Raw genomic sequence first — 24,957 nt, forward strand, 5'->3', positions numbered from 1 at the left:
CATGATCCTGCACGAACTCATCGACTACGAGACCCTGCGCCTGATCTGGTGGCTGCTGCTGGGCATCCTCATCATCGGCTTCGCTGTGATGGACGGCTTCGACCTCGGCACCCAGACGTTGCTGCCCTTCGTGGCACGCACCGATATGGAGCGCCGCGTCGTCATCAACGCCGTCGGCCCGGTCTGGGAAGGTAATCAGGTCTGGCTCATCCTCGGCGGCGGCGCGATCTTCGCCGCATGGCCGCCGCTCTATGCCGTGTCTTTCTCCGGCTTCTATCTCGCGATGTTCGCCATCCTCGCCGCTCTCATCCTGCGCCCGGTCGGCTTCAAGTACCGGTCGAAGCGCGACAGCCACCGCTGGCGTAACGGCTGGGACTGGGCGCTCTTCGTGGGCGGGATCGTGCCGGCGCTGATCTTCGGCATCGCCGTCGGCAACGTGCTTCAGGGCGTGCCCTTCCGGCTCGGTCCCGATCTGCGCATCTTCTATGACGGCACCACCCTGTTCGAACTACTCAACCCGTTCGCGCTGCTTTGCGGCCTGCTCTCCGTTGTCATGCTGACGATGCACGGCGCGTCGTGGCTGGTGCTCAAGACCAGCGGCGCAGTCGCCGACCGCGCCCGTCGCTTCGGCACATTCGCCGCGACGGGCACGATCGTTTTGTTCGCGCTCGGCGGCCTTTGGGTCGCAACCGGCATCGATGGTTTCCGTTTCGTCTCGGAGATCGTCACCGACGGCCCGTCCAACCCGCTCGCCAAGACAGTCGAGCAGGGTGCTGGTGTCTGGTTCACCAACTACACCGCCCATCCATGGATGATCGCCGCACCGGCCCTGGGGTTTGGCGGCGCGCTACTGGCGCTGGCGTTGCTGGCGCTGCGCCGCGAGGTTCTGTCGCTTCTGTCGAGCGGCCTGTCGGTGCTCGGAATCATCGCCACGGTCGGTCTGGCGATGTTTCCCTTCATCCTACCCTCCTCGATAGACCCGCGCTCCAGCCTCACTGTCTGGGACGCCTCGTCCAGCCACCTGACGCTGTTCATCATGCTGGTCTCGACAGGAATCTTTCTGCCGATCATCGCGCTCTACACCACGTGGGTCTACCGCGTGCTGTGGGGGAAGGTGGACGAAAAGCAGATCAGCGACGGCTCCGGCCACGCCTATTGAGTCGCATCGGGCCGGAAAATCGGGAAACCGATTTTCGGTTGAATCCGATACGCAAGTAAAAGAAAGGAGAACCATCATGTGGTATTTCGCCTGGCTGCTCGGCCTGCCGCTCGCCGCCGCCTTCGCCGTCCTTAACGCCATGTGGTACGAATTGATGGAAGACAATGAGAAATAGGATACGTCGTCTTGAACGACCTTCCCAGTCAGCGCCTATTAAGTCCCGGCGGAATTATGAGGAATGATGCGCAGTGCAAAAGCGCACAATCTAGAGATATCTAGCAAGCGGTATAATGATGCCCAACATGATCGGCTGGTGTAGCAGGTAGATTGTCAAACTGTGCCTGCCCATCCAGGCCAGCTTGTTGCCGTGCCGGCCGGCAGGCACGAGGCGGTCGAGCGCGTATTCTTTCCCTTTGTCGACCAGAACTTTTGCGCCGGACATACCGATGAGGGTAATGCCAACCCACGGAAAGATCGGTACGAAATCGTTGCTCGGCGGTACGTTTTGCGCAAATCCAATCCAGGCAAGCCAACGTGTGTCAAAGAGTTCCGACTGCCATAAGGAAGGAACCACCAGCATGCCAACGCCAGAAGCAAGGCTTAGCCACCAAGGCGTACGCTGGAATAATGTACCAACTAACGTCGCAACGGCGATCGCATGCAAGATGCCGAAGTAAATGAACGTTGCCGGAAAAACATACCAGGTCACCAGCGTAATGGCCGCGGCTGCGACGCCAATTTTCGTAAGTCGAAGCAGATAGGCGCTCGGCCGGAACGGAGAGCGAGAGGAGAGGGCGAGGCTGACTCCGACCAGCATCACAAAGCTTCCGGCTAGAACACGCCCGAAGCCGAGCCAGAGTGGATGGTATGCGACGCCCGAAATGAAGCCAGTAAATTCCAGATCCCATACGAAGTGGAACAGCACGACGCCCGCGATTGCCAGACCGCGCCACGCATCGACCATATAAACACGGGCTATCACTGCGATATCGATTCTCCTTTCGACGGAACCGTTTCGTAGAAGCTCATCCGGCTAGAGGGTCAAGATGTCGCTGTCGCAAGGCATTGAACCTCCAGCAGGGTGAGGTTGTAGACGCGGGTATGGGTTTTGAGATCTCGAATATCGGCGTGGTGGCGGCAATCGCTGCTGGTGCAGTTTCCTTCCTGTCGCCTGTCCGGGATCAGCACCTATGGCACAGAATTGAGGGTGTGATTTAAGGAGTGTTCGGTTCTCGTCTAAGACGAAGGAGCGAACATGAATACGAAGACGACTGGCGGCAAACGCTCTGCCGAGCATGTGGTCAAAGACATCCGGCGTGCGACACGGCGGCATTTTTCCTCGGAAGACAAGATCAGGATCGTGCTGGATGGCCTTCGTGGCGAAGACAGCATTGCCGAGTTGTGCCGCAAGGAGGGGATTGCCCAGAGCCTCTACTACACTTGGTCGAAGGAATTCCTGGAAGCCGGCAAGCGGCGACTGGCAGGCGACACGGCCCGTGCTGCGACGACCGGCGAAGTGCAGGACCTTCGTCGCGAGACCCGCGCGCTGAAGGAGGCCGTCGCCGACCTGACGCTGGAGAACCGTCTGCTCAAGAAAAGCATGATCGCGGATGGGGGCGACGACGAATGAGATACCCCGCATCCGAAAAGCTCGAGATCATCAAGATCGTCGAGCAGTCGCACCTTCCGGCGAAGAAGACGCTGGATCAGCTCGGCATTGCGCGGCGCACCTTCTACCGTTGGTATGACCGCTACGTTGAAGGCGGCCCGGAGGCGTTGGAGGACCGTCCTTCCCGACCGAACCGGGTGTGGCATCGCATCAGCGCCGAGGTCCAGAGCCAGATCATCGACATGGCGCTGGAACAGTCCGAGCTGTCACCACGTGAGCTGGCGGTGCGCTTTACCGATGAGAAGCGCTACTTCGTGTCAGAGGCGACCATCTATCGCCTGCTTAAGGCCCATGACCTCATCACCAGCCCGGCCTTCGTGGTGATCAAAGCCGCCGACGAGTTCAGGGACAAGACCATGCGTCCCAATGAGATGTGGCAGACAGACTTCACCTACTTCAAGATCATCGGCTGGGGCTGGGTCTATCTGTCGACCGTGCTCGACGACTTCTCCCGTTACATCATCGCCTGGAAGCTGTGCACGACCATGCGGGCCCAGGACGTGACCGAAACGCTGGAACTGGCCCTTACGGCTTCAGGCTGCGACAGCGCTAGGGTGTTGCAAAAGCCAAAACTGCTCAGCGACAACGGGCCGTCCTACATCGCCAGCGAACTCGCCGACTGGATCGACGCCAACGGCATGAGCCATGTCCGCGGCGCTCCGCTTCACCCGCAGACCCATGGCAAGATCGAACGCTGGCATCAGACGCTCAAGAACCGCATCCTGGTGGAGAACTACTTCCTGCCGGGCGATCTCGAACGCCAGATCGAAGCCTTCGTCGAGCATTACAATCACCGACGCCACCACGAGAGCCTTGGCAACGTGACCCCGGCCGACGCCTACTTCGGCAGGGCATCTGCTATCATCGAACAACGAGAAAGGATCAAACGACAGACAATTGAGCTCAGGCGCTTGCAGCACCGCAAACTCGCCGCTTAACATCAACCAAAGATCGAGGCCGACACCCCGCTAAATCAAGCAGCCATCAGCGCCAAATGTTCTGACGACGGACACTTTCACGCGAGCTTCTTTTCGAAAAGATGGAATCACTGCACCGTCCGACACCGGGGGAGGATTGAGGAAAGGGCCCGCGCCTTCATTCAACCATGACGGCTTCCTGCCCCTCCTGGTTTTCCACGGGCGTAAAGAAGACATCCGCATGCATGTCCTCCCTGCGAAGACCACGCGCGAAGGTCGCTTCCATCGCCGCCTCGACCATCGCCGGCGGGCCCGCCACATAGGCCTTCCAGCCGTCGAACTCTGAAAAATCCTCGATGACGGCCTGGGTCACGAAACCGGAGCGGTGCTGCGGTACGTCTCCCTGTTCCGACAGCACGGCGGTGAAGGTCAGATTGGGGTGCCAGGCTGCAAGTGTCTGAAAATGCTCGACCATGTAGAGATCGCGCTCTGTACGGACGCCGAAGTACAGATGGATCGGCTGCTTCATGCCATGCGCGAGCGCTGTCTCGACTATCGACTTGACCGGCGCCAGTCCCGAACCGCCGGCGATGCACAGGATCGGCCCGGTGTGATGCTGACGCAGGTAGGACGAACCCAGCGGAACTTCGAGCGTCGCGCAGTCTCCTACCTTGAGTGCGCTGTGGACATGACCCGAGGTGACGCCGCCCGGCACGCGCCGGATGTGAAACTCCAGTTCCGTGTCGCCGTGCCGGTTGGCCATCGAGTAACTGCGAGCTGGCACGCCATCGAGCCCGACCTGTGCATATTGCCCGGCAGTGAACAACAGCGGCGCGCCATCGAGCGGTGCGACGCGCACCCGCCTGATGTCGTGCGTGAGGTCCTCGATCAGCGTGACCGCAGCCTTGAGCTTTCGGGCAGGCGGAACCGCGTCGTCGTCATCGTTGCCGAGCCAGGCGACCGCCACATCCGTCGTCGGCAGTGCACGGCATGCGAGGATCATCCCGTCCGCCTTCTCGTCCTCGGTCAGGGCGAAGCGCGAATGCTGGAGCAGATCCACCTCACCCTCTATCAGCCGCGACTTGCAGGAGCCGCAACGGCCGGACTTGCAACCATGCGGATAGGGAATCCCGGCTTTCAGCGCGGCGTCGAGGATGGTCTTGCCATCATCGACGACGAGTTTCGTGCGGGCCTGCCTGATTTCGGCGAGCTTGCCGGCCATGGCACCCTCCTCACGCGCCGAAGAAGCCGAGAGCCTTCTCGAGGCCCGGCTTCTGACTGAGGAATGTGCCGTAGAACACCTCGGATCCGACGATGGCGATCGGCGCTACCCGGACGCCCGTGCGCGCCTTGGCCTCTTCCGCGATTGCGGGATCGGTGAGGTCGCGCTCCTCGTAAGCCACCCCCTTCTGGGCAAACCAGCGCTTGATCGCGTGGCAGTCCGGGCATGTAGGGGTTGTGTACAGGAGGACGGGAGGGTAGCCGGATTGTTCCATGATCTTGCCTTTCATGACGAAGCGACCTTCGGGAAGGCCGAATGGAGAGGTCCGGACGAGACATTTGCGTTTCTCCGGAATATCTGGAGGCAAGGTGGGGTTTCCAACGATGGGAGGGTCAAGGGGGCAATCGTAAGATTGCAGCGGCGCGAACCCCGGCTTCACTACCGATGAAAGTCTCCAGCGGTTTCATGCAGGTGACTTTTCTGTTATAATAGCCAGTATTGGGACGGAGTTCCCCTTTAACCGTCTTTCTGGCTGAGACTCCTACCGCAACAGGGAATCCCTTGCTTGTCGATGGTAGGTTCCGCCTTCGGCTTGCCGAAATGGTTCCCATAGAAGGCAGAGGTAAAGGTGAATTATCTCATCGTATTTATTGGGGCTGGAATGGGCGGTATGGCGCGCCACGCGGTCAACGTCGCATCAGTTCGATTTCTTGGTGTCGGCAGCTTTCCTTTGGGTACCCTAGGGATCAATGTAATGGGGTCGTTCCTGATGGGGGTAGTCGTCGAGTATTTTGCGTTCCGAACCGGTCTGTCTCAGCAGGCCCGGCTGTTTCTGACGACCGGTATTCTCGGCGGTTTTACAACGTTTTCGACATTTTCACTGGAAGCAGGTCTTCTCATCGAGCGCGGTCAGGGGTGGCTCGCCGTGGTCTACATAGCCGGTTCCGTGATCCTCTCGATTGGGGGGCTCTTTACGGCGATGATGATTATGCGGCAAGCCCTCCCTTGAACACACATTGCCTTGTCGAAATCTCAACAAGACAGTCTATGCATTGTGATTGCGAGTTCCTTCGGTAGATTGCACGCAAAATATCCGGGGAGTTTGCGCAAAGGTGTCCCGATGACGAATGCGCATGCCCCAACGGTCAGGATTTGAGATGAATACGCGTAACACGAAAGATGGCGCTGTCGCAGATCAACGCCATGCCGGCCACAAACATAGCTTGGCAGCGGAACAGGTTATTGATCATTCCTCATTGTCGCAGAACGAGATCACTATCCTGGCGGAGACCTTCCGCTTGCTGGGGGATCCGTCGCGGCTCAAAATCCTCCTGAGTTGCATGCCGGGCCCGATCTCCGTCGGCGATATCGCGGAACGGCTGGATCTGTCTCTATCTCTGGTCAGTCACCATTTGCGGCTCCTGCGCGGCGCTCGTCTCGTCAAAGGGGAACGCCACGCCAAGCAAATATTCTATGAAATTTCCGACCAGCATGTGAGCCAGGTCCTGCAGGATATGGCGATCCATATATCGGAGGACCATGGCGAGGAATAGCTCCAAACCTCTGGGCGAGGCCTAACCGAGGAACGGCATCCCCTTTACATACAATGCTTGAATATCTGTTCAATCGTGTTATTGATCCTTTCAACGCCATGCAAGGCACCAAGGGCGAGCGTGCCCGCCGCGCCGGTTGAAAGGACCACTCAATGACAACAGCACTAATCGGATCAGCCGCCGGCGAGCGGCTTGGATTTCGGGTCGACGGTATGGATTGCGCCAGCTGCGTCGGCAAGATCGAGACCGCTCTTGGTCGGCTGGGCGGCATTTCGGATGTCAGCGTCAGCTTCACCACCGAGACACTGACGCTCGCGCGCGATTCCTCAAGCAAGACGACAGCCAGGGACATCGCGAAGAAGATTCGCTCGCTCGGTTTCGACGTGACGGAGCTCCCTGCTGCCGCTCTCCCCTCCGAGCCGCTTCCGCGAGCAGCCGCTCATGGCCAGCACCGTCATCATGGAGGATGTTCAGGCGATCACCACCATGAAGATCAGCATCGTGACCATGGCGGCGGTCACGCCCATTCGCATGACCACGGCGCCCATGACGATCACGGGCACGGCGGCGCCTGCGGCGGCCACCACGGGCATGACCACAGCCATGCACACGCGGGCCACGATCATGGCCATGATCACGGAAGTTGCGACAGCCACGACCATGCGGCACCCGTCGCAGTGCCCCGCGCGGCACCTTCTGCGCCGCCCAACGTTGCCATGCGTGTCGAGGGGATGGATTGCGCCAGCTGTGTCGGCAAGATCGAGACCGCTCTTGCCCGCACGCCCGGCGTTTCCGACGTGCGCGTCAACTTCACGACCGAAACCCTCGAGCTCAATCTGGCCTCCGAATCGAGCACCCAGCTTCGCGATATCGAAAAAGCGATCAAGAGCCTTGGATTCGGCGTTTCCGATGTGCGCCAGCCCTCTCAAACCACTGAGGCGCAGGTCACATCGGTACCCGTGCCGACCATCCGCGAGCAGCGCTGGTGGCAGACGCGCAAAGGCAGGCACGTCATCAGTCTCGGTCTGCTGATGGGCTCCGCCTATGCGGTCGCACAATTCGTGCCGCTTTATGCCGGATGGATCTTTGCCGCCGCGGTGGTCGCCGGCGTGATACCATTCGCGCGCAAAGCCTTTGCGCTTGCCATGTCCGGGTCACCCTTTTCGATCGAAACCCTGATGTCCGTCGCCGCGATAGGCGCGCTGATTATCGGCGAGGCCGAGGAAGCTGCCGCGGTTGTTTTCCTGTTCTCCGTCGGCGAACTGCTTGAAAGCGTCGCTGCCGGCCGGGCGCGCGCCGGCATCCGGGCGCTTGCCTCTCTGGTGCCCAAGACGGCGGTGCTGCTAGGTGCCGGCGGCACCCAGAAAACCGTCGAAGCCGCTGCTCTGCGCGTGAACGACCTCGTGCTCGTACGCCCCGGCGATCGCGTTCCGGCTGATGGCGAGATCGTAGAGGGTACCTCCAGCCTCGATGAATCGCCTGTGACCGGGGAATCCGTTCCCCGCCCCAAGGTTTCCGGCGAAAGCGTTTTCGCGGGTTCGATCAATGTCGATGGCGTTCTCAAGGTTCGGGTCGAGAAGACCGCCGCGGACAACACCATCGCCCGCATCATCCAACTCGTCGAACAGGCCCAGTCGTCCAAGGCGCCGACCGCCCGCTTCATAGAGAAGTTCAGCACTTACTATACGCCGGCAGTTATGCTGATCGCGGCGCTCATCATCATCGTCCCGCCGCTGGCGATGGGCGGTGACTGGGACACATGGGTCTATCGCGGCCTGGCGTTGCTCCTGATCGCCTGCCCCTGCGCGCTGGTCCTCTCGACGCCCGCGGCAATCGCCTCCGGACTGGCTGTCGGCACACGCCGGGGCCTTCTCATCAAGGGTGGCAACGCGCTGGAGACAATCGGCAAGGTTCGGGCAATCGCCTTCGACAAGACCGGCACGCTGACCGAAGGCAAGCCGCATGTCACAGATGTCATCGGCTTCGGCAATCGCAGCGAGAACGATGTCGTCGCGCTTGCGGCGGCCGTCGAAACTGGCTCCAACCACCCCCTCGCCAAGGCCATCATCAGCCGCGCCGAAACCGCTGGCGTAACGATTCCCGAAGCGAGCGAGGCTTCCGCAACACCCGGCAAGGCGGTCCATGCCACGGTTGACGGCCGGAAACTGGCGATCGGATCGCCAAATCATGCGGCGCAGGTCGCGGATATTTCTGATGAGCACCGCAGGCGCATCGAGGGCCTCGAAGACGGCGGCAAGACGGTGGCTGTCCTGTTCGATACGCAGTCGCGTGACGTCCTGGGCCTGGTGGCACTTCGCGACGAGCCCCGTCGCGACGCCCGTGACGGTGTTTCTCAGCTCAAGGCGATGGGCGTTCGCTCTGTCATGCTAACCGGCGACAACCGCCGCACCGCCCAAGCGATCGCCAACGGCTTGGGAATCGAATGGAACGCCGAGCTACTGCCTCAGGACAAGCTCGATCTCGTTAACAAGATGAAAAAGAAGACAAAGGTGGCTATGGTCGGTGATGGCATTAACGATGCCCCCGCCCTTGCAACGGCAGATGTCGGTATCGCGATGGGTGGCGGCACGGACGTTGCCATCGAAACCGCCGATGCTGCCTTGCTCAAAAGCCGAGTGACCGACGTTGCGCACCTTATAGCGCTATCACGCGCAACAATGGCCAATATCCGCCAGAACGTTGTTTTTGCGCTTGCGCTGAAGGCATTGTTCCTGGTCACCAGCGTGCTCGGCATCACGGGCCTATGGGTGGCGGTGCTGGCCGACACCGGCGCCACCGCGATCGTCACGCTCAATGCGCTTCGCCTGTTGCGCTTCAAGGGGGGAGCGACCGCTCGTGCCGATGAAAGTAATGGCGCTCCTACCTATGAGGCAGCGGAAGCTGGTTCCTGAACATGGGTGATACCAACCAGTGATGGAATGGTTTGGAGAGATTTATTCCGCCATCGATATCTCGATGGTGGAATAATGTTGATAGGAGAGCATTATATGTCTCTAAGTATTGGAGATATGTCGGAGATCGCGGGGGTAAAAGTACCGACAATCCGATATTATGAAGAAATCGGGTTGCTGCGCAGTAAGCCGAGAAATAAACTCAATCATAGGCGATACGATAATAGCTCTTTGATGAGATTAATCTTCATTCGTGAAGCTAGGATGCTTGGTTTTGATATAGATATCATCCGTGATTTTCTTCGACTATCTGATGGTATTTGCACGGAGTCGGAGTCAATGGAAATTTTATCGGTGAGCCTGAAGGACGTACGTAACCGCATTCGCCGGTTGCAATTACTTTCGGTACAATTAAATCGTATCGTCAAGCCATCGACGAGCGATGCAATCCCTCCCAACAATATCCTGACAGCCCTCTCTTGATGAGGTTCTTCTCGATAAGACGTCGATTAACATGAAGGTGACATATGCATAAAGGCTCTGACCTTCTTGTCGCGGCGCTCGAAAACGAGGGCGTCGACCGCATTTTCGGCGTTCCGGGTGAGGAAAACCTTGATATTGTCGAGTCGTTGCGGTGTTCTAAAATCGAATTGGTGCTGACACGTCATGAGCAGGCGGCAGCGTTTATGGCTGCAACGCATGGGCGCCTTACCGGCCGTCCCGGCGTATGTATAGCCACACTCGGCCCTGGCGCCCTCAATTTCTCGACCGGCGCCGCTTATGCCCACCTCGGTGCCATGCCAATGGTCATGATCACCGGCCAGAAGGCGGTCAGAACCGCTAAGCAAGCGCGTTTCCAGATCGTCGACGTAGTTGCCTCGATGCGTCCGTTGACCAAAATGACGCGCCAGATCGTCAGCCCGTCCAGCATTCCGGCCATGGTGCGCGACGCCTTCCGAGTCGCTATGGAGGAGCGACCTGGCCCGGTCCATCTCGAGCTGCCCGAAGATGTTGCCGCAGAGATGACCGAAGATATCGGCTCGATCCCCCTTCATCGCCTGCCCCGGCCTGTCGCACCCACAGAGGCGCTGGACTTCGCAGCGGAGATGATCGCCGCAGCCAGGAATCCGCTGGTGATGATCGGTGCGGCGGGGAACCGCCCGCGCCTTATAGAGCCGCTTTCAGCCTTTGTTCGGGCCGCAGGGCTTCCCTTTTTCAACACGCAGATGGGCAAGGGTGCCGTCACAGGCGGATCCAACCTCTATATGGGAACCGCAGCACTGTCGGAAGGCGACTACGTCCATGAGGCGGTTGCGCTCGCTGATCTTATCGTCGCCGTGGGCCATGACACGGTCGAAAAGCCGCCTTTTCTGATGCGTAGCGCCGGCGGCCCGAAGGTAATTCATATCGGGTACGAAGCGGCCACCGTCGAGCAGGTCTACCACCCAGAGGCCGAGGTCATCGGCGACATCGGCGCAACCGTGAGCGCGCTTGCCGAACGGCTCGCAGGAAAGCTTCCGGCCCAGTTGAAGATGATGGAGTTGCGACAGCGCATTCTGGCACGGATCAATGCCGGCGCGGAAGAAAACAGGTTCCCGGTGACGCCGCAGCGTCTAGTCCACGACGTGCGCGCGGTGATGCCGGAGGATGGCATCGTGTGTCTCGACAATGGCATGTACAAGATCTGGTTCGCGCGGAACTACCGCACCCATGTCGCCAACACGCTACTGCTCGACAACGCGCTGGCGACAATGGGCGCCGGCCTGCCTTCCGCGATGATGGTGGCGATGCTGCATCCCGGCAGGCGCGTGCTGGCGATTTGCGGCGACGGTGGTTTCATGATGAACAGTCAGGAGATGGAGACCGCGGTGAGACTGGGGCTGAACCTCGTCATACTTGTTCTCAACGACGGTGCATACGGCATGATCCGCTGGAAACAGGCAGTCGACGAATTTCCCGACTTTGGGATGACCTTCGGCAATCCCGATTTCATTCGCTATGCCGAAGCCTACGGAGCCACTGGGTGGCGCATAAACTCCACCGACGCGCTCACCGTCACGCTCGACAGGGCATTTGATGCCGGCGGGGTCCATCTGGTGGATTGCCCGATTGACTATTCCGAAAATACTCGCGTGCTTGTCGAGGAGTTGCGCAACAAGGTCCCCGACATTGACCTGGCCTGATGTGCTGAAGCATTTGCTGATGGTCGTACGCGGCCACTGACCCGTAAGGGTCAGTGGCCGTAACTATCATATTTTTGCGCTGCGCAGCCGGAGCGAGTTCGCTATAACGCTGACCGACGACAGTGCCATAGCGGCGGCGGCTATGACCGGCGAAAGCAGGATGCCAAACGTCGGGTAGAGAATACCCGCCGCGACCGGCACACCCGCCGCATTATAGATGAAGGCGAAGAACAGGTTCTGCCGGATGTTGCGCATCGTGGCCCGGCTGAGCTGCTGAGCGCGCACGATGCCCTGCAGGTCGCCTTTTAGAAGGGTCACGCCCGCGCTCTCGATCGCAACGTCCGTGCCGGTTCCCATCGCGATGCCGACATCGGCGGCGGCGAGCGCCGGCGCATCGTTGACACCGTCACCTGCCATTCCGACGATTCGGCCTTCCTTGCGAAGACGTTCGACGATCGCGCTTTTGTCCTCCGGCAGGACTTCCGCCTCGACCTCCGAGATGCCAAGCTGACGGGCGACCGCCTGCGCGGTGGTCTTGTTGTCGCCGGTCAGCATGACCACGCGGATGCCCTGCGCCGTGAGTTCGCGGACAGCCTGGGGAGTCGTTTCCTTGATCGGATCGGCGATAGCGAACAGTCCTGCCAGCACACCGTCCCGCGCCATGAAGATGACTGTCGCTCCCTCGTCGCGCAGTTCTTCGGCTTTGGCGTTCATCGGGGAGATGTCGATCCCCTCTTCGCCCATGATCCGGTGGCTGCCGAGGATCAGCCTGTGCCCTTCAACCGTGCCGGTGACACCTTTGCCGACGGGGCTGTCGAAATCCTGCGCGTCACCCAGTGCCATGCCTCGCTCGCCTGCCGCGTTGACCACTGCAAGCGCCAGGGGATGTTCGCTCGACCGCTCCAGTGTCGCCGCCTGACGCAGCAGGTCGGTTTCGGTGATACCATCAGCCGTTATGATCGCTGTAACCTTTGGGCGGCCTTCTGTCAGCGTGCCGGTCTTGTCGACGACCAGCGTATCGACCTTCTCGAAGCGCTCCAGCGCCTCGGCGTTCTTGATGAGGACGCCGAGCCCCGCGCCACGGCCGACGCCGACCATAATCGACATCGGTGTCGCCAATCCGAGCGCACAGGGGCAGGCAATGATGAGAACAGCGACGGCAGCCACCAACGCATGGGCAAATTGCGGCTCCGGCCCGACCATGAACCAGGCGAAGAAGGCGACGATGGCGACCAGGATGACCGCCGGAACGAACCAGCCCGACACGTCGTCGGCAAGCCGCTGGATCGGCGCGCGTGACCTTTGCGCATCCGCCACCATCTGCACGATACGGGACAGCATCGTATCGCGCCCGACCTTGCCGGCTTCCATCACAAAGCCGCCGGTCTGGTTCATTGTGCCGGCTATCACCTTTGATCCTTCCAATTTGGTAACAGGCATGGATTCGCCGGTGATCATAGATTCGTCGATCGAACTGCGTCCCTCGACCAGCGTGCCGTCGACCGGCACTTTCTCGCCCGGGCGCACCCGCAGACGGTCACCTACGACGACGGCATCCAGCTCGATGTCCTCGTCGCTGCCATCGGCATTGACCCGGCGCGCGATCTTCGGAGCAAGGTCAAGAAGCGCGCGGATCGCGCCGCCGGTCTGCTCGCGGGCGCGCAATTCGAGAACCTGACCCAGGAGAACTAGGGCCGTGATGACGGCAGCCGCCTCGAAATAGACGGCGACCGCGCCACCCATCGTCTGGAACGTTGCGGGGAAGAGGCCCGGCGCCACCGTTGCCAAAACGCTGTAAACCCAGGCCACACCGGTGCCCATCGCGATGAGCGTGAACATGTTGAGGTGCCGCGTGACTACCGATTGCCAGCCACGCTGGAAAAACGGCCAGCCGGCCCAGAGCACGACAGGCGTAGCGAAGAGCAACTGCAGCCAGTTCGAAGTCTGCGGCGCGACGAGCATGTGGAGCGACGGGAAGAGATGCCCGCCCATCTCCAGCGTGAAGACAGGTATCGTCAGAAGCAAGCCGACCCAGAATCGGCGGCGCATGTCGAGATATTCCTCACTCGGGCCGGTCTCCAGAGACGGCATCTCAGGCTCCAGCGCCATTCCGCAGATCGGGCAGTTTCCTGGACCCTGCTGGCGGATTTGCGGATGCATAGGACAAGTGTAGATCGTCCCCTCGGCAACCGGCGCATCGGCTCTGATCTGCTTCTTCTCCGGGTGTGCATAGGCGGCGGGATCGGCCTCGAACTTGCCCTTGCAGCTGACAGAGCAGAAATGAAACATCGATCCATGATAGGTCGAATGATGCTCGGTCTTCTCGGGATCGACATCCATGCCGCAAACCGGATCTTTCACCGTTTTTGCGAACGAATGCGCATGGCCGGAATGACTCTCGTGTCCCGCGCCGTCATGGTTGTGCCTGTGTTGCTCATCGGTCATTGGCGTTCCCTTCACGAACTCCGTAAATCACACAGATTCATAGTGAAATATCTGATGGGGGACGCGCTTCGGCACTTACGAAACTCTCGCGTAAAGCCGACTCGCGACGGTTCTTGTCTTCCACACGACTACTGATCATGCCTGACGTCAGAATCATGGTCGCGTCGTCTCGGGCCGACGAGCCAGCGAATCAGCTTCCTGAACGGATTCCGCGTCTCGCCCGATGCGTTTTTCCGAGCGCCTTCTCCTGCGACCGGACGTCCGGCTGAGTGTTCTCCTGGCTGGAAAGAACCAGCGGCATCAGCACCCTCACATCTGCGCTGAACCCGCATGATGGAGGAATGCTCTTCTTTCCGATCACACACGCCCTCCTCCTTTACCTTCTTGGAAAGTCATATTGCGGCTTCCAACTGTTGTAAGGTCAAGAGGCAAACAGCAGGCGCAGCCGGATGGCGTCGAGCGACAAAAAATGCACGACACTACTTGACAAATCAATATATGAACAACTATTCAACTGTCGAATTCAAACGCGACGGAAGAACCCATGTCAAACCCCTCCCCCACCTCACACGACAATCACGCCGGACACAATCATGATGACCACGCCGGTCACAGCCATGCCCCCGCGGTAACGAACCAGAATGAGCGCAGGATTCTGATCTCGTTCTTCATGATCTTGACTTTCATGGTCGTCGAAGCGATCGGCGGCATCGTATCCGGTTCGCTTGCGCTGCTCGCCGACGCCGGTCACATGCTGACCGACGCGATCGCCCTTGGCCTTGCCTATGTGGCCTTCCGCCTCGGACGCAAGGCGGCGGACGGCAAACGTACGTTCGGATACATGCGCTTTGAAGTGATCGCCGGCCTCGTCAACGCGCTCACCCTGTTCGGAATCGTCGGCTGGATCATGTACGAAGCCTATGAGCGCTTCCAGCAGCCCGGCGAAGTCCTCGCCGGACCAATGTTCCTCGTGGCTGTCGCCGGTCTGCTCGTGAACCTTTTCGTGCTGTGGTACCTGACGCGGGGCGAGACCGATCACGTCAATGTCAAGGGCGCGGTTCTCCACGTCATGGGCGACCTGCTCGGCTCGGTCGGCGCCATCGCTGCGGCCATCATCATCTGGTACACGAACTGGACCCCGATCGACCCGATCCTGTCCGTCGTCGTCTCGCTGCTGATCCTGCGCAGTGCCTGGGCCCTGCTGAAGAACGCCCTGCACATCCTGCTGGAAGGCGCACCCGACAATGCCGATGCCAACGACATCGCTGGCTGGGTGGAAAGCACCGTCCCCGGCGTGGAAAAGGTCAGCCACGTCCACGTCTGGTCGATCACTTCGGGCCGCACCCTCGCTACGCTTCAGGTGAAGCCCCGTGACGGCGCGGACATCCTGGCCACCGTCCGCCAGGTCGCGGAAGGACTGAAGGAGAAGTTCAAGATCGAACATCCGACGGTCGGCATCGATTGGGAGGAGAACGGCGATTGCAGCCTCGGCAGGCAAAGCGTGATCTCGCTCCACGCCGGACACGCACACTGAACGATGCACGGGCGGAGGAGAAATCCTCCGCCCGCAAACTTTAAAAGGGGTTGCCTGTGTTGCCCGCAGAAACGCTTTCCCCGGAAGAGACCGACCATCTGTCAGAAACGTTCCGCCTGCTTGGCGACCCGAGCAGGCTTCGCATCGTCCTGGCCTGCGCCGTCGGCCCGAGAGCCGTCACCCGGATCGCGAACGATCTGGGACTTTCGCAATCCCTCGTCAGTCATCACCTCAGGCTGCTGCGTGCCGCCAGGCTCGTCAGGGGAATACGCCGGTCGAAACAGGTTCTCTACGAACTCTCCGACCCGCATGTCATGTCAGTGGTGCGCAGCATTGTTTGCCATCTGGTTGAAGAGAAATAGCAATATCAAAGAAACGACATTGCTAATGCTCTTTGATGAGATGCTCTCAGTAAACAGTCTTCTTCAACAGGCCAACCACCTCAGGGAGGTCCGCGACATAACGCGCAAATCACCAATCAAGCACAAATTACACTTGAACACACATTGAACTGTGCCCATCTTTCCATTCAGACTGATAGGCAATCACGTTATGAAAAACGCGAGCCATGAAATGCAAAAGGCTTTCAGATCGGTTCGGACCCGACATTCCCTGTCGGTTCCCCCTGAACAGGCGCTGGCATTCATACTGGTGATGCAACTCGACATCACAGTACATTTTTCAACCGTAGATCGATAAGAAAGGATCTTTCATGTCTGTAAAAGGTAAGGCAATCTTGGTGACGGGTGCCAGCCAGGGCATCGGGCGCGGTATCGCCCTGAGACTTGCAACAGACGGGGCGGATATAGCCCTGGTGGACATCAAGGCAGACAAGCTTGAAAATGTTCGCAAGGAAGTCGAAGCTCTGGGCGTGAACGCCACCACCTTCGTCGCCGACGTCAGCAGCCGCGACGAGGTCTATGCCGCCATCGATCATGCTGAGAAGGAACTCGGCGGCTTTAACGTCATCGTCAACAATGCCGGTGTCGCGCAGGTCAAGCCGCTCTCTGACGTGGAACCAGCAGACCTCGACCGGATTTTCCGGATCAATGTCGACGGCGTCGTCTGGGGCATTCAGGCCTCAGCGAAGAAGTTCGCAGACCTCGGGCAGAAGGGCAAGATTATCAATGCTGCGTCTATTGCCGGACATGATGGTTTTGCCATGCTCGGCGTCTATTCGGCCACCAAGTTCGCTGTGCGTGCGCTGACCCAGGCGGCGGCCAAGGAATATGCCAGCAAGGGGATCACTGTGAACGCGTACTGCCCCGGCATCGTCGGTACAGACATGTGGGTAGAGATAGACGAGCGTTTCGCCGAGATTACCGGTTCTCCGAAGGGCGAGACATTCAAGAAATATGTCGAAGGCATCGCGCTCGGCCGCGCTCAGACGCCGGAAGATGTTGCCGCCCTCGTCGCTTTCCTGGCAAGCGACGATTCCGACTACATCACCGGGCAATCCATCCTCACCGATGGCGGTATTGTCTATCGCTGAGGGAGCAAAGGCGGACGATAATGCGGTTCATGCCGTCGGATGCGGGAAAATCCCCATCCGGCGGCGCAAAACTGGCCGCAGTTCCTCTCGGCCTTGAATTAATGGCCGGACATCTCTTGAAATATCCACTCCAGGGGGATAGGATATTTCAATGTCAGACTCGTCTTTCGTACACACCTCTCACGACGCCGTGGTCAAGCGTCTCAGGCGCGCCGACGGCCACCTGCGAAGCGTCGTCGAGATGATCGAGGCCGGGCGATCGTGCCTCGACATCGCCCAGCAACTGCATGCTGTCGAGAAGGCCATTTCCCAGGCCAAGAAAACGCTCATCCAGGATCACCTCGACCACTGCCTCGAGGACGTCGTCGGGCCGATTGCGAAAGAGCAACGCCGGTCAATCGACGAGTTCAAGGAAATCACGAAATATCTTTGAGGCGGTAACGATGCTGCAGGTACTGTCGAATCGCACCTACAGGCATCTTTTCCTTGCCCAGGTGATTGCACTTGTGGGAACGGGGCTTGCCACCATAGCGCTGGGACTTCTGGCGTTCGAGCTCGCTGGCCCCGATGCCGGCGCCGTGCTGGGAACCGCCCTCGCCATCAAGATGATCGCCTATGTCGGCGTTGCCCCGATCGCATCCGCCTTTACCGAGCGCCTTCCCCGGCGCGCCATGCTCGTCTTTCTCGACCTGGTGCGCGCATGCGTGGCCATGTTCCTGCCGTTCGTCACCGAAATCTGGCAGGTCTATGTGCTGATCTTCGTGCTTCAGGCCGCCTCAGCCGCTTTCACGCCGACCTTTCAGGCGACGATCCCCGATATACTTCCCGACGAAAAGCAATATACGCGGGCGCTGTCGCTATCCCGGCTAGCCTACGATCTGGAAAGCGTGGTCAGTCCGATGCTAGCAGCCGCGTTGCTGACGGTGATTTCCTTCCACAGCCTCTTTTCCGGAACGGTTGTGGGCTTCATGGCCTCCGCTGCTCTTGTCCTGACGGTGGTGCTGCCCAGCCCGCGCCCGACCAAACCACGCGGCATCTATGACCGCACGACACGCGGAATGCGGATCTATCTCGCGACGCCGCGGCTACGCGGCCTGCTCGCGATCAATCTTGCTGTGGCATCGGCGGGAGCGCTCGTGATCGTCAACACTGTCGTCTATGTGCAGTCCGCGTTCGGTCTCGACCAGACGGCGATGGCGCTCGCACTGGCAGCCTTCGGCGGCGGCTCGATGCTGTCGGCACTGATCCTGCCACGACTGCTCGACACCGTGCCGGACCGCCCGGTGATGCTCTCAGGCGCTATTCTGCTCGCAGCCGGCACGGCGGCGGCGGCATTGTTGACGTCCTACGGCTGGCTTCTGCCGCTCTGGTTCGTCCTCGGTCTCGGCTATTCGACCGCACAGACGCCGTCAGGCCGTCTCCTGCGACGTTCCTCGTCGCCGGAGGACCGCCCGGCCCTGTTTGCCGCGCAATTCGCGCTGTCCCATGCATGCTGGCTGATCGCCTATCCGCTTGCCGGATGGGCCGGGGCTGCGTTCGGCCTGCCCGGCACGGCTCTCATTCTGGCTGCGCTAGCGGCGACGGCCATCGGCGTGGCGTTCACTACCTGGCCCGCGAGGGATCCGGAAATCCTCACCCATGAGCATAAGGAGCTGCCGCAAGACCACCCGCATTTGCGGGAGGCTCATGGCCGAAGTCATTCCCACCCCTTCGCCATCGACGATCTTCATCCCGCCTGGCCGGTGAAGGGATGAAGTAGTTGGAGCAAGTTTTGGCGCTCGCGGGGTTGTTCTCCGTTGCCTTCCTCGCAGCGACGATCCTGCCTGCACAGTCAGAGGCGGCTTTCATCGCCTTGCAGGCGCTCGGCTACCCGGCAGTCCTTCTCGTCGTCGTAGCCGGGTTGGGCAACACGCTTGGAGCCGTGGTGAACTGGATCATCGGCCGTGGTGTCGATCGCTATCGCGAAAGGCGCTGGTTTCCCGTCTCGCAGGCCGCACTCGATCGTGCCTCACGCTGGTACAGCAATTGGGGCCGATGGAGCCTTCTGCTCTCTTGGGCTCCACTCGTCGGCGATGCCCTGACGGTTGCCGCGGGGGCGTTGAGAGAGCCCTTTTGGAGCTTTCTTTTTCTAGTCGCTGTGGCCAAGACCTGCAGATACATCATCCTGGCGATGGCTGTCGCGGAAGTGACTCCCTAACGCAAACGGCTTCTGATCGCCTCCATCTGCTGGATCTCTTCGCGCTGGGCATCCGTGATCTGTGCGCACAGGCTGACAAGTTGAGGGTCCGACAGCGATGCCTCACGGCACATCAGAATGGCTCCGGAATGATGCGGGATCATGGAATCGATGAACTGCCGGTCATCGATCAGCGCCTGGCTCCGCGTCGCCCAGAAAGAGCCCACGGTCAGCGCGGCGAAGAGAACGTAGAGCGCCAGGTTCATCTCCCTGTTTGGGAACATGCCCGGCATCGTCGCCAGCATGAAGATGCCCATCGGCGCCCACATAGTCAGGGCCATGTAGAACATGTTCATGTTGTTGCGAAAATCGCTCCAGCCGTCGATCATCGAGAACATGACGACGTACATGACCACCAGCCCAAGGGTCATGTTGATCCAGAACATCAGATAGGGGCGGCCATGCGATCCATGACCGCCGCCGGTGTTATGAGCGCCATGATGCGTCTTTCGGGGACTACCATGCGCCACGTGATCGTGAGACATCACTCTCTCCTTCGGTCGTTCAGTGCCCCATGCCCATCGGCTTGAAGATCATCCAGAGCGCCATGCCGATCATCATCAGGTTCTCGGTGAGCGAGACGAAGCCGAGCGGCACATTGCTGTCACCGCCGACGCAGGCGCATTTCAGCTCGCGCTTGTCGATGTAGACGGCTTTGAACACCGAGATCGCACCGATGCCGCCGATGAACAGGGCGACCGGCACGGAAACCCACATCAGTGCACCGGCCATCATCAGCACGCCCGCAAGCGCCTCGGCGAACGGATAAATCTTGCCGTAGGGAATCCAGCGCTGCGCCAGCAGGTCGTAGTTGAGGAACATGGTGGCGAAGCCGTCGACGTCCTTCAGCTTCTGGAGCGCGAGCAGACACATCGCGATGGCGACGAACCACTCCGCCGCCTGCACGGTCGCGAGACTGCCATACGCAGCCCAGCTCGCCGCCAACGCCATCAGCGCCGCCATGGCGAAAAGCGCGATGACCGGCTTGTAGGTCACGGCGTCCTTGTCCTTGACCTCCTTGCCGAAGAAACGGACGAGATCGTCATAGCCGCCGATCCGCTTGCCGCCGATGAAGGTCTGCGGCGTCGACTGCACATTGTGCTTTGCCTTGAAGGCGTCGGTTTCCTCGCGCGTCGTCAGGTGCCGGTCATCGACTTCGTAGCCCTCGCGCTTGAGAAGATCGAGCGCCTTCAGCCCCCAGGGGCAGGTGTGGTCGGCCATCACCATGCGGTGCAATTCGGCGCGCTTGGCTTCATGCGTTGCCATTTTCAAATCCCTTCGTTCTCAAAGCTTCGCCTTCGCGAAGACCTCGACCAGTTCGTCAAACTTACGGCGCTGGAGAATCGGATCGCCGGATGCCATCGCTTCCTCCACGCAACATGCCGCATGAGACCGCAATACGCGGTCCTCGACCTTGGAGAGTGCCGCCTTCACGGCATGCAGCTGATGCAGGATATCGATGCAATAGCGATCGTCTTCCACCATCTGGCCGATGCCTCGAACCTGGCCCGCGGCCCTGTTCAGGGACGAGGTGATCGCTCTCTTGTCTCTCTGGCACATAAGATACCCATACCCTGTCAGGGTACATATGCGCGTCGAGCAGATTTGTTCCCTATGGGAGCAATTCTTCTGCTCCATCGCATAGTCAGGCATCTGCAAATTTCAAGAATGTCAGCAGCGGAGGCGCGTCACGCACCGCCGTTCAGTCGCCCCGAGCGGCCCTCGCCTCACGGAAGAAAGCGACGAGATCGTCGTGGCCGCCAATCCGCTTGACGCCGATGAAGGTCTGCGGCGTCGTCTCAACGCGGTGCTCAGCCTTGAACGCATCGACCGCATTGTGGGTCTTGAGGATATGTTCTTCCACCTCGTATCCTTCGCGGCGGAGAAGTTCGAGCGCCTTGGTGCCGAACCCGCAGACAAGTTCGGGCGTGGCCATCCGATAGAGGACCGCATGCTTGACGGGGTTCCTTGCGATGGCCGGCGCAACGTCCGGCCTCGACATTCTTGAAGACCGGCAGGCCTACTGGACGGTGCGTGCCACTGCGCCCGCGCGTGGAACGATCGAAAAGTCCTCATCCGCCTGATCGGTCTCGAGGCGTTCCAATATCGGGCAATGTGGACGATGATCGCCCTTGCAGGCGTTGACGAGCATGGTCAGCGTATGTGCCATGTCCTGGAGATCCTTGATCTTCTTATCAAGGGCGCTGATGTGCCCCTGTGCAAGGCGCTTGACCTCGGCACTCTGGCGCGTCTCGTCCCGCCACAACCCGACGAGATCACCGATCTCGGCTATGGAAAAGCCGAGATCGCGCGCTCGGCGTATGAATCGCAGCATGTGCACGTCCGTATCCGAGTAGTCGCGATAGCCCGATTCCTTGCGGTCGGCCGGCGGGATGAGCCCGGTCTGCTCGTAGTAGCGGATCATCTTGGCGGAAACGCCCGATGCCTTGGCGGCTTGTCCGATGTTCATCTTTCTTCTCCCATAGAAGTGGCGGCTGGCCCTTATATAGGACCAGCCGCCCCGGTTTTTCAGCTTGCGACCTTGAAGGTCTTGAGCCGCAGTGCATTGCCCAGCACGAAGACGCTGGAGAGTGCCATCGCGCCCGCCGCGAAGACCGGCGAGAGCAGGATCCCGTAGGACGGGTACAAGAGTCCCGCCGCAACCGGGATCAGGGCGGCGTTGTAGACGAACGCCCAGAACAGGTTCTGCCGGATGTTGCCGATCGTCGCCTTCGACAGCGCGATCGCATTCGGCACGCCCTGCAAGCTGCCCGACATCAACACCACGTCCGCCGCCTCAATGGCGATATCCGTGCCCGTGCCGATGGCGAGGCCGACATCCGACTCGGCAAGAGCCGGAGCATCGTTGATGCCGTCGCCGACAAAGGCGACCTTGCCGTACTGGCTCTTGAGCCGGCGAACCGCCTCGACCTTGCCGTCCGGCAGCACTTCAGCCACCACTTCGTCGATCCCCAGCTTTGCCGCGATGGCCTTGGCCGTACGCGCATTGTCTCCGGTGATCATCGCCACCTTGAGACCGAGGTCATGCATGGCCTTGATCGCGGCCGGCGTCGTCGGCTTGATCGGGTCGGCCACTGCGATGATCGCAGCCAACTTGCCGTCGATCGCAGCATAGAGCGGCGACTTCCCCTCATTGCCCAACCGCTCGGCGACCTTGGCGAAGCCGCCTACGTCATGGCCCAGCTGGATCATGTAGCGGTCGGCGCCGATCTCGACGCCCTTGCCGTCGGCGCTGGCCTTCACGCCCAGGCCGGTGACCGACTCGAAGTCCGATACGGCCGGCAATGCGATGGCTTCCGCCGCAGCGGCATCCACGATCGCACGGGCAATCGGGTGTTCCGACCTGGCCTCGACGGCGGCCACCAGCCCCAGAACCTGCGACCGCTCGAAGCCGAGCGCCAGTTCGAGATCGGTCAGAGCCGGCTTGCCTTCGGTCAGCGTACCCGTCTTGTCGACAGCGACGACCTTGGCGTCCTTCAGCAACTGGAGTGCCTCACCCTTGCGGAAGAGCACGCCGAGTTCCGCGCCGCGACCCGTACCGACCATGATCGAGGTCGGCGTGGCCAGGCCCATGGCGCACGGGCAGGCGATGATGAGCACCGCAACCGCATTGACCAGAGCGAAGGTCAGCGCCGGCGACGGGCCGAAGTAGAGCCATGCCGCGAAGGTCAGGGCCGCGACGGCGAAGACGACGGGCACGAAGTACATCGTCACCTTGTCGACCATCGCCTGGATAGGCAGCTTGGAACCCTGCGCATCCTCGACCATGCGGATGATCTGGGACAGCACCGTGTTGCCACCGACCGCCGTCGCCTTAATAGCGAAGGCGCCTTTCTGGTTCACCGTGCCGGCAACGACCTCACTGCCGTTCTTCTTGGAAACCGGGATCGGTTCGCCCGTGATCATCGACTCGTCGACATAGCTTTCGCCATCAACCACCTCGCCATCGACCGGAACACGCTCGCCGGGACGGACCTCGACGATATCTCCGTTCGCCACCGCATCGATGGCGACCTCGACCACCTTTCCGTCACGGCGCACTCGCGCAGTCTTGGCCTGCATACCGACCAGCCGCTTGATCGCTTCCGATGTCCGGCCCTTGGCGCGAGCCTCAAGCAGGCGTCCGAGCAGGATCAGCGTGACGATAACCGCAGCCGCCTCGAAATAGACGTTGATCGTGCCTGCGGGCAGGAAGCCCGGTGCGAAGGTCGCGACCAGCGAGTAGCCATAGGCGGCGAGCGTACCGACCGCGACCAGCGAGTTCATGTCGGGGGCGAGACGCCAGAGCGCCGGGATGCCCTTTTCATAAAACCGGATGCCCGGAACGAACAGCACGATCGTCGTCAGCACGAACTGGAGATACCAGCCGTTCTGCATGCCGATGGTGGAATCGATCAACGCATGAACGCCGGGAATGACGTGCGAGCCCATCTCCAGAAGAAAGACCGGCAGGGTCAACGCAGCCGCGATGGTGAAGTCGCGGGTGAGTTCCCGACGCTCCGCCTCCTTCTTCTCGGCGCGGTCGTCCGTTGCGGGCTGGCCGCCGGCGGCACCGGCAACGGAGAGCAATTTCGCCTCATAGCCAGCATTCCCGATAGCCGCCACCAGCGCGGCGCCATCTGCGGAGCCACGGATGGTAGCCTTTTCCGTCGCGAGGTTGACCACCGCCTGCGTGACGCCCGGCACTTCCTTCAGCGCGCGCTCGACACGGCCCACGCACGACGCGCAAGTCATGCCTTCGATCGCGATCTCCACGGCGCGTTCCGAAACGGTCGAATTGATGAGCTTCGCTTCATAGCCGGACGCCTCGATAGCGGCCACCAGCGCGGCATTGTCCGCCGAACCCTTGATGGTGGCCTTCTCGGTGGCGAGGTTGACGACCGCTTCGGTCACGCCGGGGACGGCTTTAAGCGCTCGCTCGACGCGGCCCACGCAGGACGCGCAGGTCATGCCTTCGATCGCGATCTCGACCGGACCCGAAGCAGCCGGAGCGGCGGCTGGAACAGCAAGAAAGCTGGCGGGAACCTCGTAGCCAGCCTTCTCGACCGCCTTGACGAGCGCCGCACGATCGATAGACGCGTCGGCGGTAATGCTTGCCTTCTCGGTAGCGAGATTGACGACAGCATCCGACACGCCGGGCACAGCCTTCAGCGCCTTCTCGACACGTCCGACGCAGGATGCGCAGGTCATGCCTTCGATGGGCAGGGAAATCGCTGCATTCTTTATGTCCGCAGCTCGAACAGGGGCATTCATCGCCGCCTCCTTTCTGGATGGGAATTCGAGTTCGGACAGACATATGGTCCTTCCAACAATGGGAAGGTCAATAGCAAAATATCTGTTTGTCGGCCCTTGACCTTGCCATCGTTGGAAACCCCATCTTCCCACCATGAGAACAATAAAGGAGCTTTCTCATGGAACTTCGAGTTGAAGGCATGACCTGCGGCGGCTGCGCCAAGTCTGTCACCAAGGCAATCCAGTCCGTCGATCCCGATGCGAAGATTGAAACCAACCCTGCCGCCCGAAGCGTCACGCTTGAGACGACCGCTTCCCAGGCAGCTATTCAGGAAGTTCTGGCAGAGGCCGGCTATCCTGCAACCGTGAACTGACAGGAGAT

The 24,957-nt window shown here is 60.5% G+C and carries 25 protein-coding genes; 15 read left to right on the plus strand and 10 right to left on the minus strand.

The features are described 5' to 3' along the window. Nucleotide 1: 1 nt before the first annotated feature. Together cydB and cydX are read left to right on the plus strand one after the other, a co-directional pair. The gene (cydB, locus tag GH266_RS12620) at nucleotides 2–1,159 is read left to right on the plus strand and encodes a cytochrome d ubiquinol oxidase subunit II (protein WP_158194154.1); all 1,158 of its coding nucleotides are present in this window, start codon (nucleotides 2–4) and stop codon (nucleotides 1,157–1,159) included. Nucleotides 1,160–1,235: 76 nt separating this feature from the next. After that, a complete protein-coding gene (gene cydX, locus GH266_RS12625; RefSeq protein WP_009452654.1) occupies nucleotides 1,236–1,334 on the plus strand; it encodes a cytochrome bd-I oxidase subunit CydX in 99 nt (32 codons plus the stop codon). Between the two features lie 90 nt (nucleotides 1,335–1,424). On the opposite strand, the gene GH266_RS12630 is transcribed toward cydX, so the two are convergent. After that, the gene (locus GH266_RS12630) at nucleotides 1,425–2,141 is read right to left on the minus strand and encodes a heparan-alpha-glucosaminide N-acetyltransferase (protein WP_244953680.1); all 717 of its coding nucleotides are present in this window, start codon (nucleotides 2,139–2,141) and stop codon (nucleotides 1,425–1,427) included. A gap of 273 nt (nucleotides 2,142–2,414) precedes the next feature. Here GH266_RS12630 and GH266_RS12635 point away from each other — a divergent pair. Then, a protein-coding gene (locus GH266_RS12635) for an IS3 family transposase (protein WP_158194155.1) occupies nucleotides 2,415–3,766 on the plus strand; the annotation gives its coding sequence in 2 pieces (ribosomal slippage) (nucleotides 2,415–2,754 and nucleotides 2,754–3,766; 1,353 coding nt in all). Between the two features lie 157 nt (nucleotides 3,767–3,923). Here the strand turns inward: GH266_RS12635 and GH266_RS12640 are convergent. Then, nucleotides 3,924–4,967 (minus strand): 2Fe-2S iron-sulfur cluster-binding protein, encoded by a 1,044-nt coding sequence (locus tag GH266_RS12640; protein ID WP_158194156.1) that lies wholly within the window; start codon nucleotides 4,965–4,967, stop codon nucleotides 3,924–3,926. A 10-nt stretch (nucleotides 4,968–4,977) separates the two neighbouring features. Then, a complete protein-coding gene (locus GH266_RS12645; RefSeq protein ID WP_425329539.1) occupies nucleotides 4,978–5,256 on the minus strand; it encodes a glutaredoxin family protein in 279 nt (92 codons plus the stop codon). Between the two features lie 339 nt (nucleotides 5,257–5,595). Here GH266_RS12645 and crcB point away from each other — a divergent pair, with 339 nt between their 5' ends. From crcB to GH266_RS12670, 5 genes are all read left to right on the plus strand, one after another. Continuing rightward, nucleotides 5,596–5,976: a fluoride efflux transporter CrcB gene (crcB, locus tag GH266_RS12650; protein WP_158194157.1), complete on the plus strand. Its 381-nt coding sequence runs from the start codon at nucleotides 5,596–5,598 to the stop codon at nucleotides 5,974–5,976. 148 nt (nucleotides 5,977–6,124) lie between these two features. Then, nucleotides 6,125–6,520 (plus strand): ArsR/SmtB family transcription factor, encoded by a 396-nt coding sequence (locus GH266_RS12655; RefSeq protein ID WP_158194158.1) that lies wholly within the window; start codon nucleotides 6,125–6,127, stop codon nucleotides 6,518–6,520. A gap of 152 nt (nucleotides 6,521–6,672) precedes the next feature. After that, a complete protein-coding gene (locus GH266_RS12660; protein ID WP_158194159.1) occupies nucleotides 6,673–9,432 on the plus strand; it encodes a heavy metal translocating P-type ATPase in 2,760 nt (919 codons plus the stop codon). 96 nt (nucleotides 9,433–9,528) lie between these two features. Beyond that, nucleotides 9,529–9,915, plus strand: coding sequence for a MerR family transcriptional regulator (locus GH266_RS12665; RefSeq protein ID WP_158194160.1), 387 nt, complete (start codon nucleotides 9,529–9,531; stop codon nucleotides 9,913–9,915). 44 nt (nucleotides 9,916–9,959) lie between these two features. Continuing rightward, nucleotides 9,960–11,615, plus strand: a complete 1,656-nt coding sequence (locus tag GH266_RS12670; protein WP_158194161.1) for an acetolactate synthase large subunit — start codon at nucleotides 9,960–9,962, stop codon at nucleotides 11,613–11,615. Nucleotides 11,616–11,681: 66 nt separating this feature from the next. On the opposite strand, the gene GH266_RS12675 is transcribed toward GH266_RS12670, so the two are convergent. Continuing rightward, on the minus strand, nucleotides 11,682–14,060 hold the full coding sequence (locus GH266_RS12675; RefSeq protein ID WP_158194162.1) for a heavy metal translocating P-type ATPase: 2,379 nt from the start codon (nucleotides 14,058–14,060) through the stop codon (nucleotides 11,682–11,684). A gap of 544 nt (nucleotides 14,061–14,604) precedes the next feature. Between GH266_RS12675 and GH266_RS12680 the strand changes: the two genes are divergently transcribed. From GH266_RS12680 to GH266_RS12705, 6 genes are all read left to right on the plus strand, one after another. Further along, nucleotides 14,605–15,594, plus strand: coding sequence for a cation diffusion facilitator family transporter (locus GH266_RS12680; RefSeq protein ID WP_158194163.1), 990 nt, complete (start codon nucleotides 14,605–14,607; stop codon nucleotides 15,592–15,594). 59 nt (nucleotides 15,595–15,653) lie between these two features. Further along, nucleotides 15,654–15,956 carry an ArsR/SmtB family transcription factor gene (locus GH266_RS12685; protein ID WP_244953681.1) on the plus strand — a complete coding sequence of 101 codons (303 nt, stop codon included), beginning with the start codon at nucleotides 15,654–15,656 and terminating at the stop codon, nucleotides 15,954–15,956. A 350-nt stretch (nucleotides 15,957–16,306) separates the two neighbouring features. Further along, on the plus strand, nucleotides 16,307–17,086 hold the full coding sequence (locus GH266_RS12690) for an acetoin reductase (RefSeq protein ID WP_158194165.1): 780 nt from the start codon (nucleotides 16,307–16,309) through the stop codon (nucleotides 17,084–17,086). Nucleotides 17,087–17,237: 151 nt separating this feature from the next. After that, nucleotides 17,238–17,519, plus strand: coding sequence for a metal-sensing transcriptional repressor (locus GH266_RS12695; protein WP_158194166.1), 282 nt, complete (start codon nucleotides 17,238–17,240; stop codon nucleotides 17,517–17,519). A gap of 10 nt (nucleotides 17,520–17,529) precedes the next feature. Next, complete coding sequence (locus GH266_RS12700; protein WP_158194167.1) at nucleotides 17,530–18,840, plus strand: MFS transporter; 1,311 nt, start codon at nucleotides 17,530–17,532, stop codon at nucleotides 18,838–18,840. Nucleotides 18,841–18,845: 5 nt separating this feature from the next. Next, nucleotides 18,846–19,283: a YqaA family protein gene (locus GH266_RS12705; protein ID WP_158194168.1), complete on the plus strand. Its 438-nt coding sequence runs from the start codon at nucleotides 18,846–18,848 to the stop codon at nucleotides 19,281–19,283. Here the strand turns inward: GH266_RS12705 and GH266_RS12710 are convergent. The 6 genes from GH266_RS12710 to GH266_RS12735 form a co-directional block, all read right to left on the minus strand. After that, nucleotides 19,280–19,807, minus strand: a complete 528-nt coding sequence (locus GH266_RS12710; protein ID WP_199270310.1) for a DUF305 domain-containing protein — start codon at nucleotides 19,805–19,807, stop codon at nucleotides 19,280–19,282. The genes GH266_RS12705 and GH266_RS12710 overlap by 4 nt on opposite strands. A 19-nt stretch (nucleotides 19,808–19,826) precedes the next feature. Next, nucleotides 19,827–20,588, minus strand: a complete 762-nt coding sequence (locus GH266_RS12715; RefSeq protein ID WP_158194169.1) for a glutaredoxin family protein — start codon at nucleotides 20,586–20,588, stop codon at nucleotides 19,827–19,829. 18 nt (nucleotides 20,589–20,606) lie between these two features. Then, entirely contained in the window at nucleotides 20,607–20,975 is a 369-nt protein-coding gene (locus GH266_RS12720) for a metal-sensitive transcriptional regulator (RefSeq protein ID WP_425329540.1), read from the minus strand. Between the two features lie 49 nt (nucleotides 20,976–21,024). Continuing rightward, the gene (locus GH266_RS12725; RefSeq protein ID WP_199270311.1) at nucleotides 21,025–21,258 is read right to left on the minus strand and encodes a thioredoxin domain-containing protein; all 234 of its coding nucleotides are present in this window, start codon (nucleotides 21,256–21,258) and stop codon (nucleotides 21,025–21,027) included. 84 nt (nucleotides 21,259–21,342) lie between these two features. Then, entirely contained in the window at nucleotides 21,343–21,792 is a 450-nt protein-coding gene (cueR, locus tag GH266_RS12730; RefSeq protein WP_158194170.1) for a Cu(I)-responsive transcriptional regulator, read from the minus strand. Between the two features lie 59 nt (nucleotides 21,793–21,851). Next, entirely contained in the window at nucleotides 21,852–24,596 is a 2,745-nt protein-coding gene (locus GH266_RS12735; protein WP_158194171.1) for a heavy metal translocating P-type ATPase, read from the minus strand. Between the two features lie 158 nt (nucleotides 24,597–24,754). Here GH266_RS12735 and GH266_RS12740 point away from each other — a divergent pair, with 158 nt between their 5' ends. Beyond that, on the plus strand, nucleotides 24,755–24,949 hold the full coding sequence (locus GH266_RS12740; protein WP_036589513.1) for a heavy-metal-associated domain-containing protein: 195 nt from the start codon (nucleotides 24,755–24,757) through the stop codon (nucleotides 24,947–24,949). Nucleotides 24,950–24,957: the final 8 nt, after the last annotated feature.

The sequence above is a fragment of the Stappia indica genome (assembly GCF_009789575.1).
In the GTDB taxonomy this organism is placed as follows: Bacteria; Pseudomonadota; Alphaproteobacteria; order Rhizobiales; family Stappiaceae; genus Stappia; species Stappia indica_A.

Excerpts from the sequence above, each read along its gene's own strand:
- GH266_RS12735 (WP_158194171.1), bottom strand. The coding sequence starts at position 24,596 with ATGAATGCCCCTGTTCGAGCTGCGGACATAAAGAATGCAGCGATTTCC.
- GH266_RS12690 (WP_158194165.1), top strand. The coding sequence starts at position 16,307 with ATGTCTGTAAAAGGTAAGGCAATCTTGGTGACGGGTGCCAGCCAGGGC.
- GH266_RS12700 (WP_158194167.1), top strand. The coding sequence starts at position 17,530 with ATGCTGCAGGTACTGTCGAATCGCACCTACAGGCATCTTTTCCTTGCC.
- cydX (WP_009452654.1), top strand. The coding sequence starts at position 1,236 with ATGTGGTATTTCGCCTGGCTGCTCGGCCTGCCGCTCGCCGCCGCCTTC.
- cueR (WP_158194170.1), bottom strand. The coding sequence starts at position 21,792 with ATGAACATCGGACAAGCCGCCAAGGCATCGGGCGTTTCCGCCAAGATG.
- GH266_RS12655 (WP_158194158.1), top strand. The coding sequence starts at position 6,125 with ATGAATACGCGTAACACGAAAGATGGCGCTGTCGCAGATCAACGCCAT.
- GH266_RS12665 (WP_158194160.1), top strand. The coding sequence starts at position 9,529 with ATGTCTCTAAGTATTGGAGATATGTCGGAGATCGCGGGGGTAAAAGTA.
- GH266_RS12640 (WP_158194156.1), bottom strand. The coding sequence starts at position 4,967 with ATGGCCGGCAAGCTCGCCGAAATCAGGCAGGCCCGCACGAAACTCGTC.
- GH266_RS12725 (WP_199270311.1), bottom strand. The coding sequence starts at position 21,258 with ATGGCCACGCCCGAACTTGTCTGCGGGTTCGGCACCAAGGCGCTCGAA.
- cydB (WP_158194154.1), top strand. The coding sequence starts at position 2 with ATGATCCTGCACGAACTCATCGACTACGAGACCCTGCGCCTGATCTGG.
- GH266_RS12645 (WP_425329539.1), bottom strand. The coding sequence starts at position 5,256 with ATGAAAGGCAAGATCATGGAACAATCCGGCTACCCTCCCGTCCTCCTG.
- GH266_RS12680 (WP_158194163.1), top strand. The coding sequence starts at position 14,605 with ATGTCAAACCCCTCCCCCACCTCACACGACAATCACGCCGGACACAAT.
- GH266_RS12660 (WP_158194159.1), top strand. The coding sequence starts at position 6,673 with ATGACAACAGCACTAATCGGATCAGCCGCCGGCGAGCGGCTTGGATTT.
- GH266_RS12670 (WP_158194161.1), top strand. The coding sequence starts at position 9,960 with ATGCATAAAGGCTCTGACCTTCTTGTCGCGGCGCTCGAAAACGAGGGC.
- GH266_RS12710 (WP_199270310.1), bottom strand. The coding sequence starts at position 19,807 with ATGTCTCACGATCACGTGGCGCATGGTAGTCCCCGAAAGACGCATCAT.
- GH266_RS12720 (WP_425329540.1), bottom strand. The coding sequence starts at position 20,975 with ATGCCTGACTATGCGATGGAGCAGAAGAATTGCTCCCATAGGGAACAA.
- GH266_RS12715 (WP_158194169.1), bottom strand. The coding sequence starts at position 20,588 with ATGGCAACGCATGAAGCCAAGCGCGCCGAATTGCACCGCATGGTGATG.
- GH266_RS12675 (WP_158194162.1), bottom strand. The coding sequence starts at position 14,060 with ATGACCGATGAGCAACACAGGCACAACCATGACGGCGCGGGACACGAG.
- GH266_RS12695 (WP_158194166.1), top strand. The coding sequence starts at position 17,238 with ATGTCAGACTCGTCTTTCGTACACACCTCTCACGACGCCGTGGTCAAG.
- GH266_RS12740 (WP_036589513.1), top strand. The coding sequence starts at position 24,755 with ATGGAACTTCGAGTTGAAGGCATGACCTGCGGCGGCTGCGCCAAGTCT.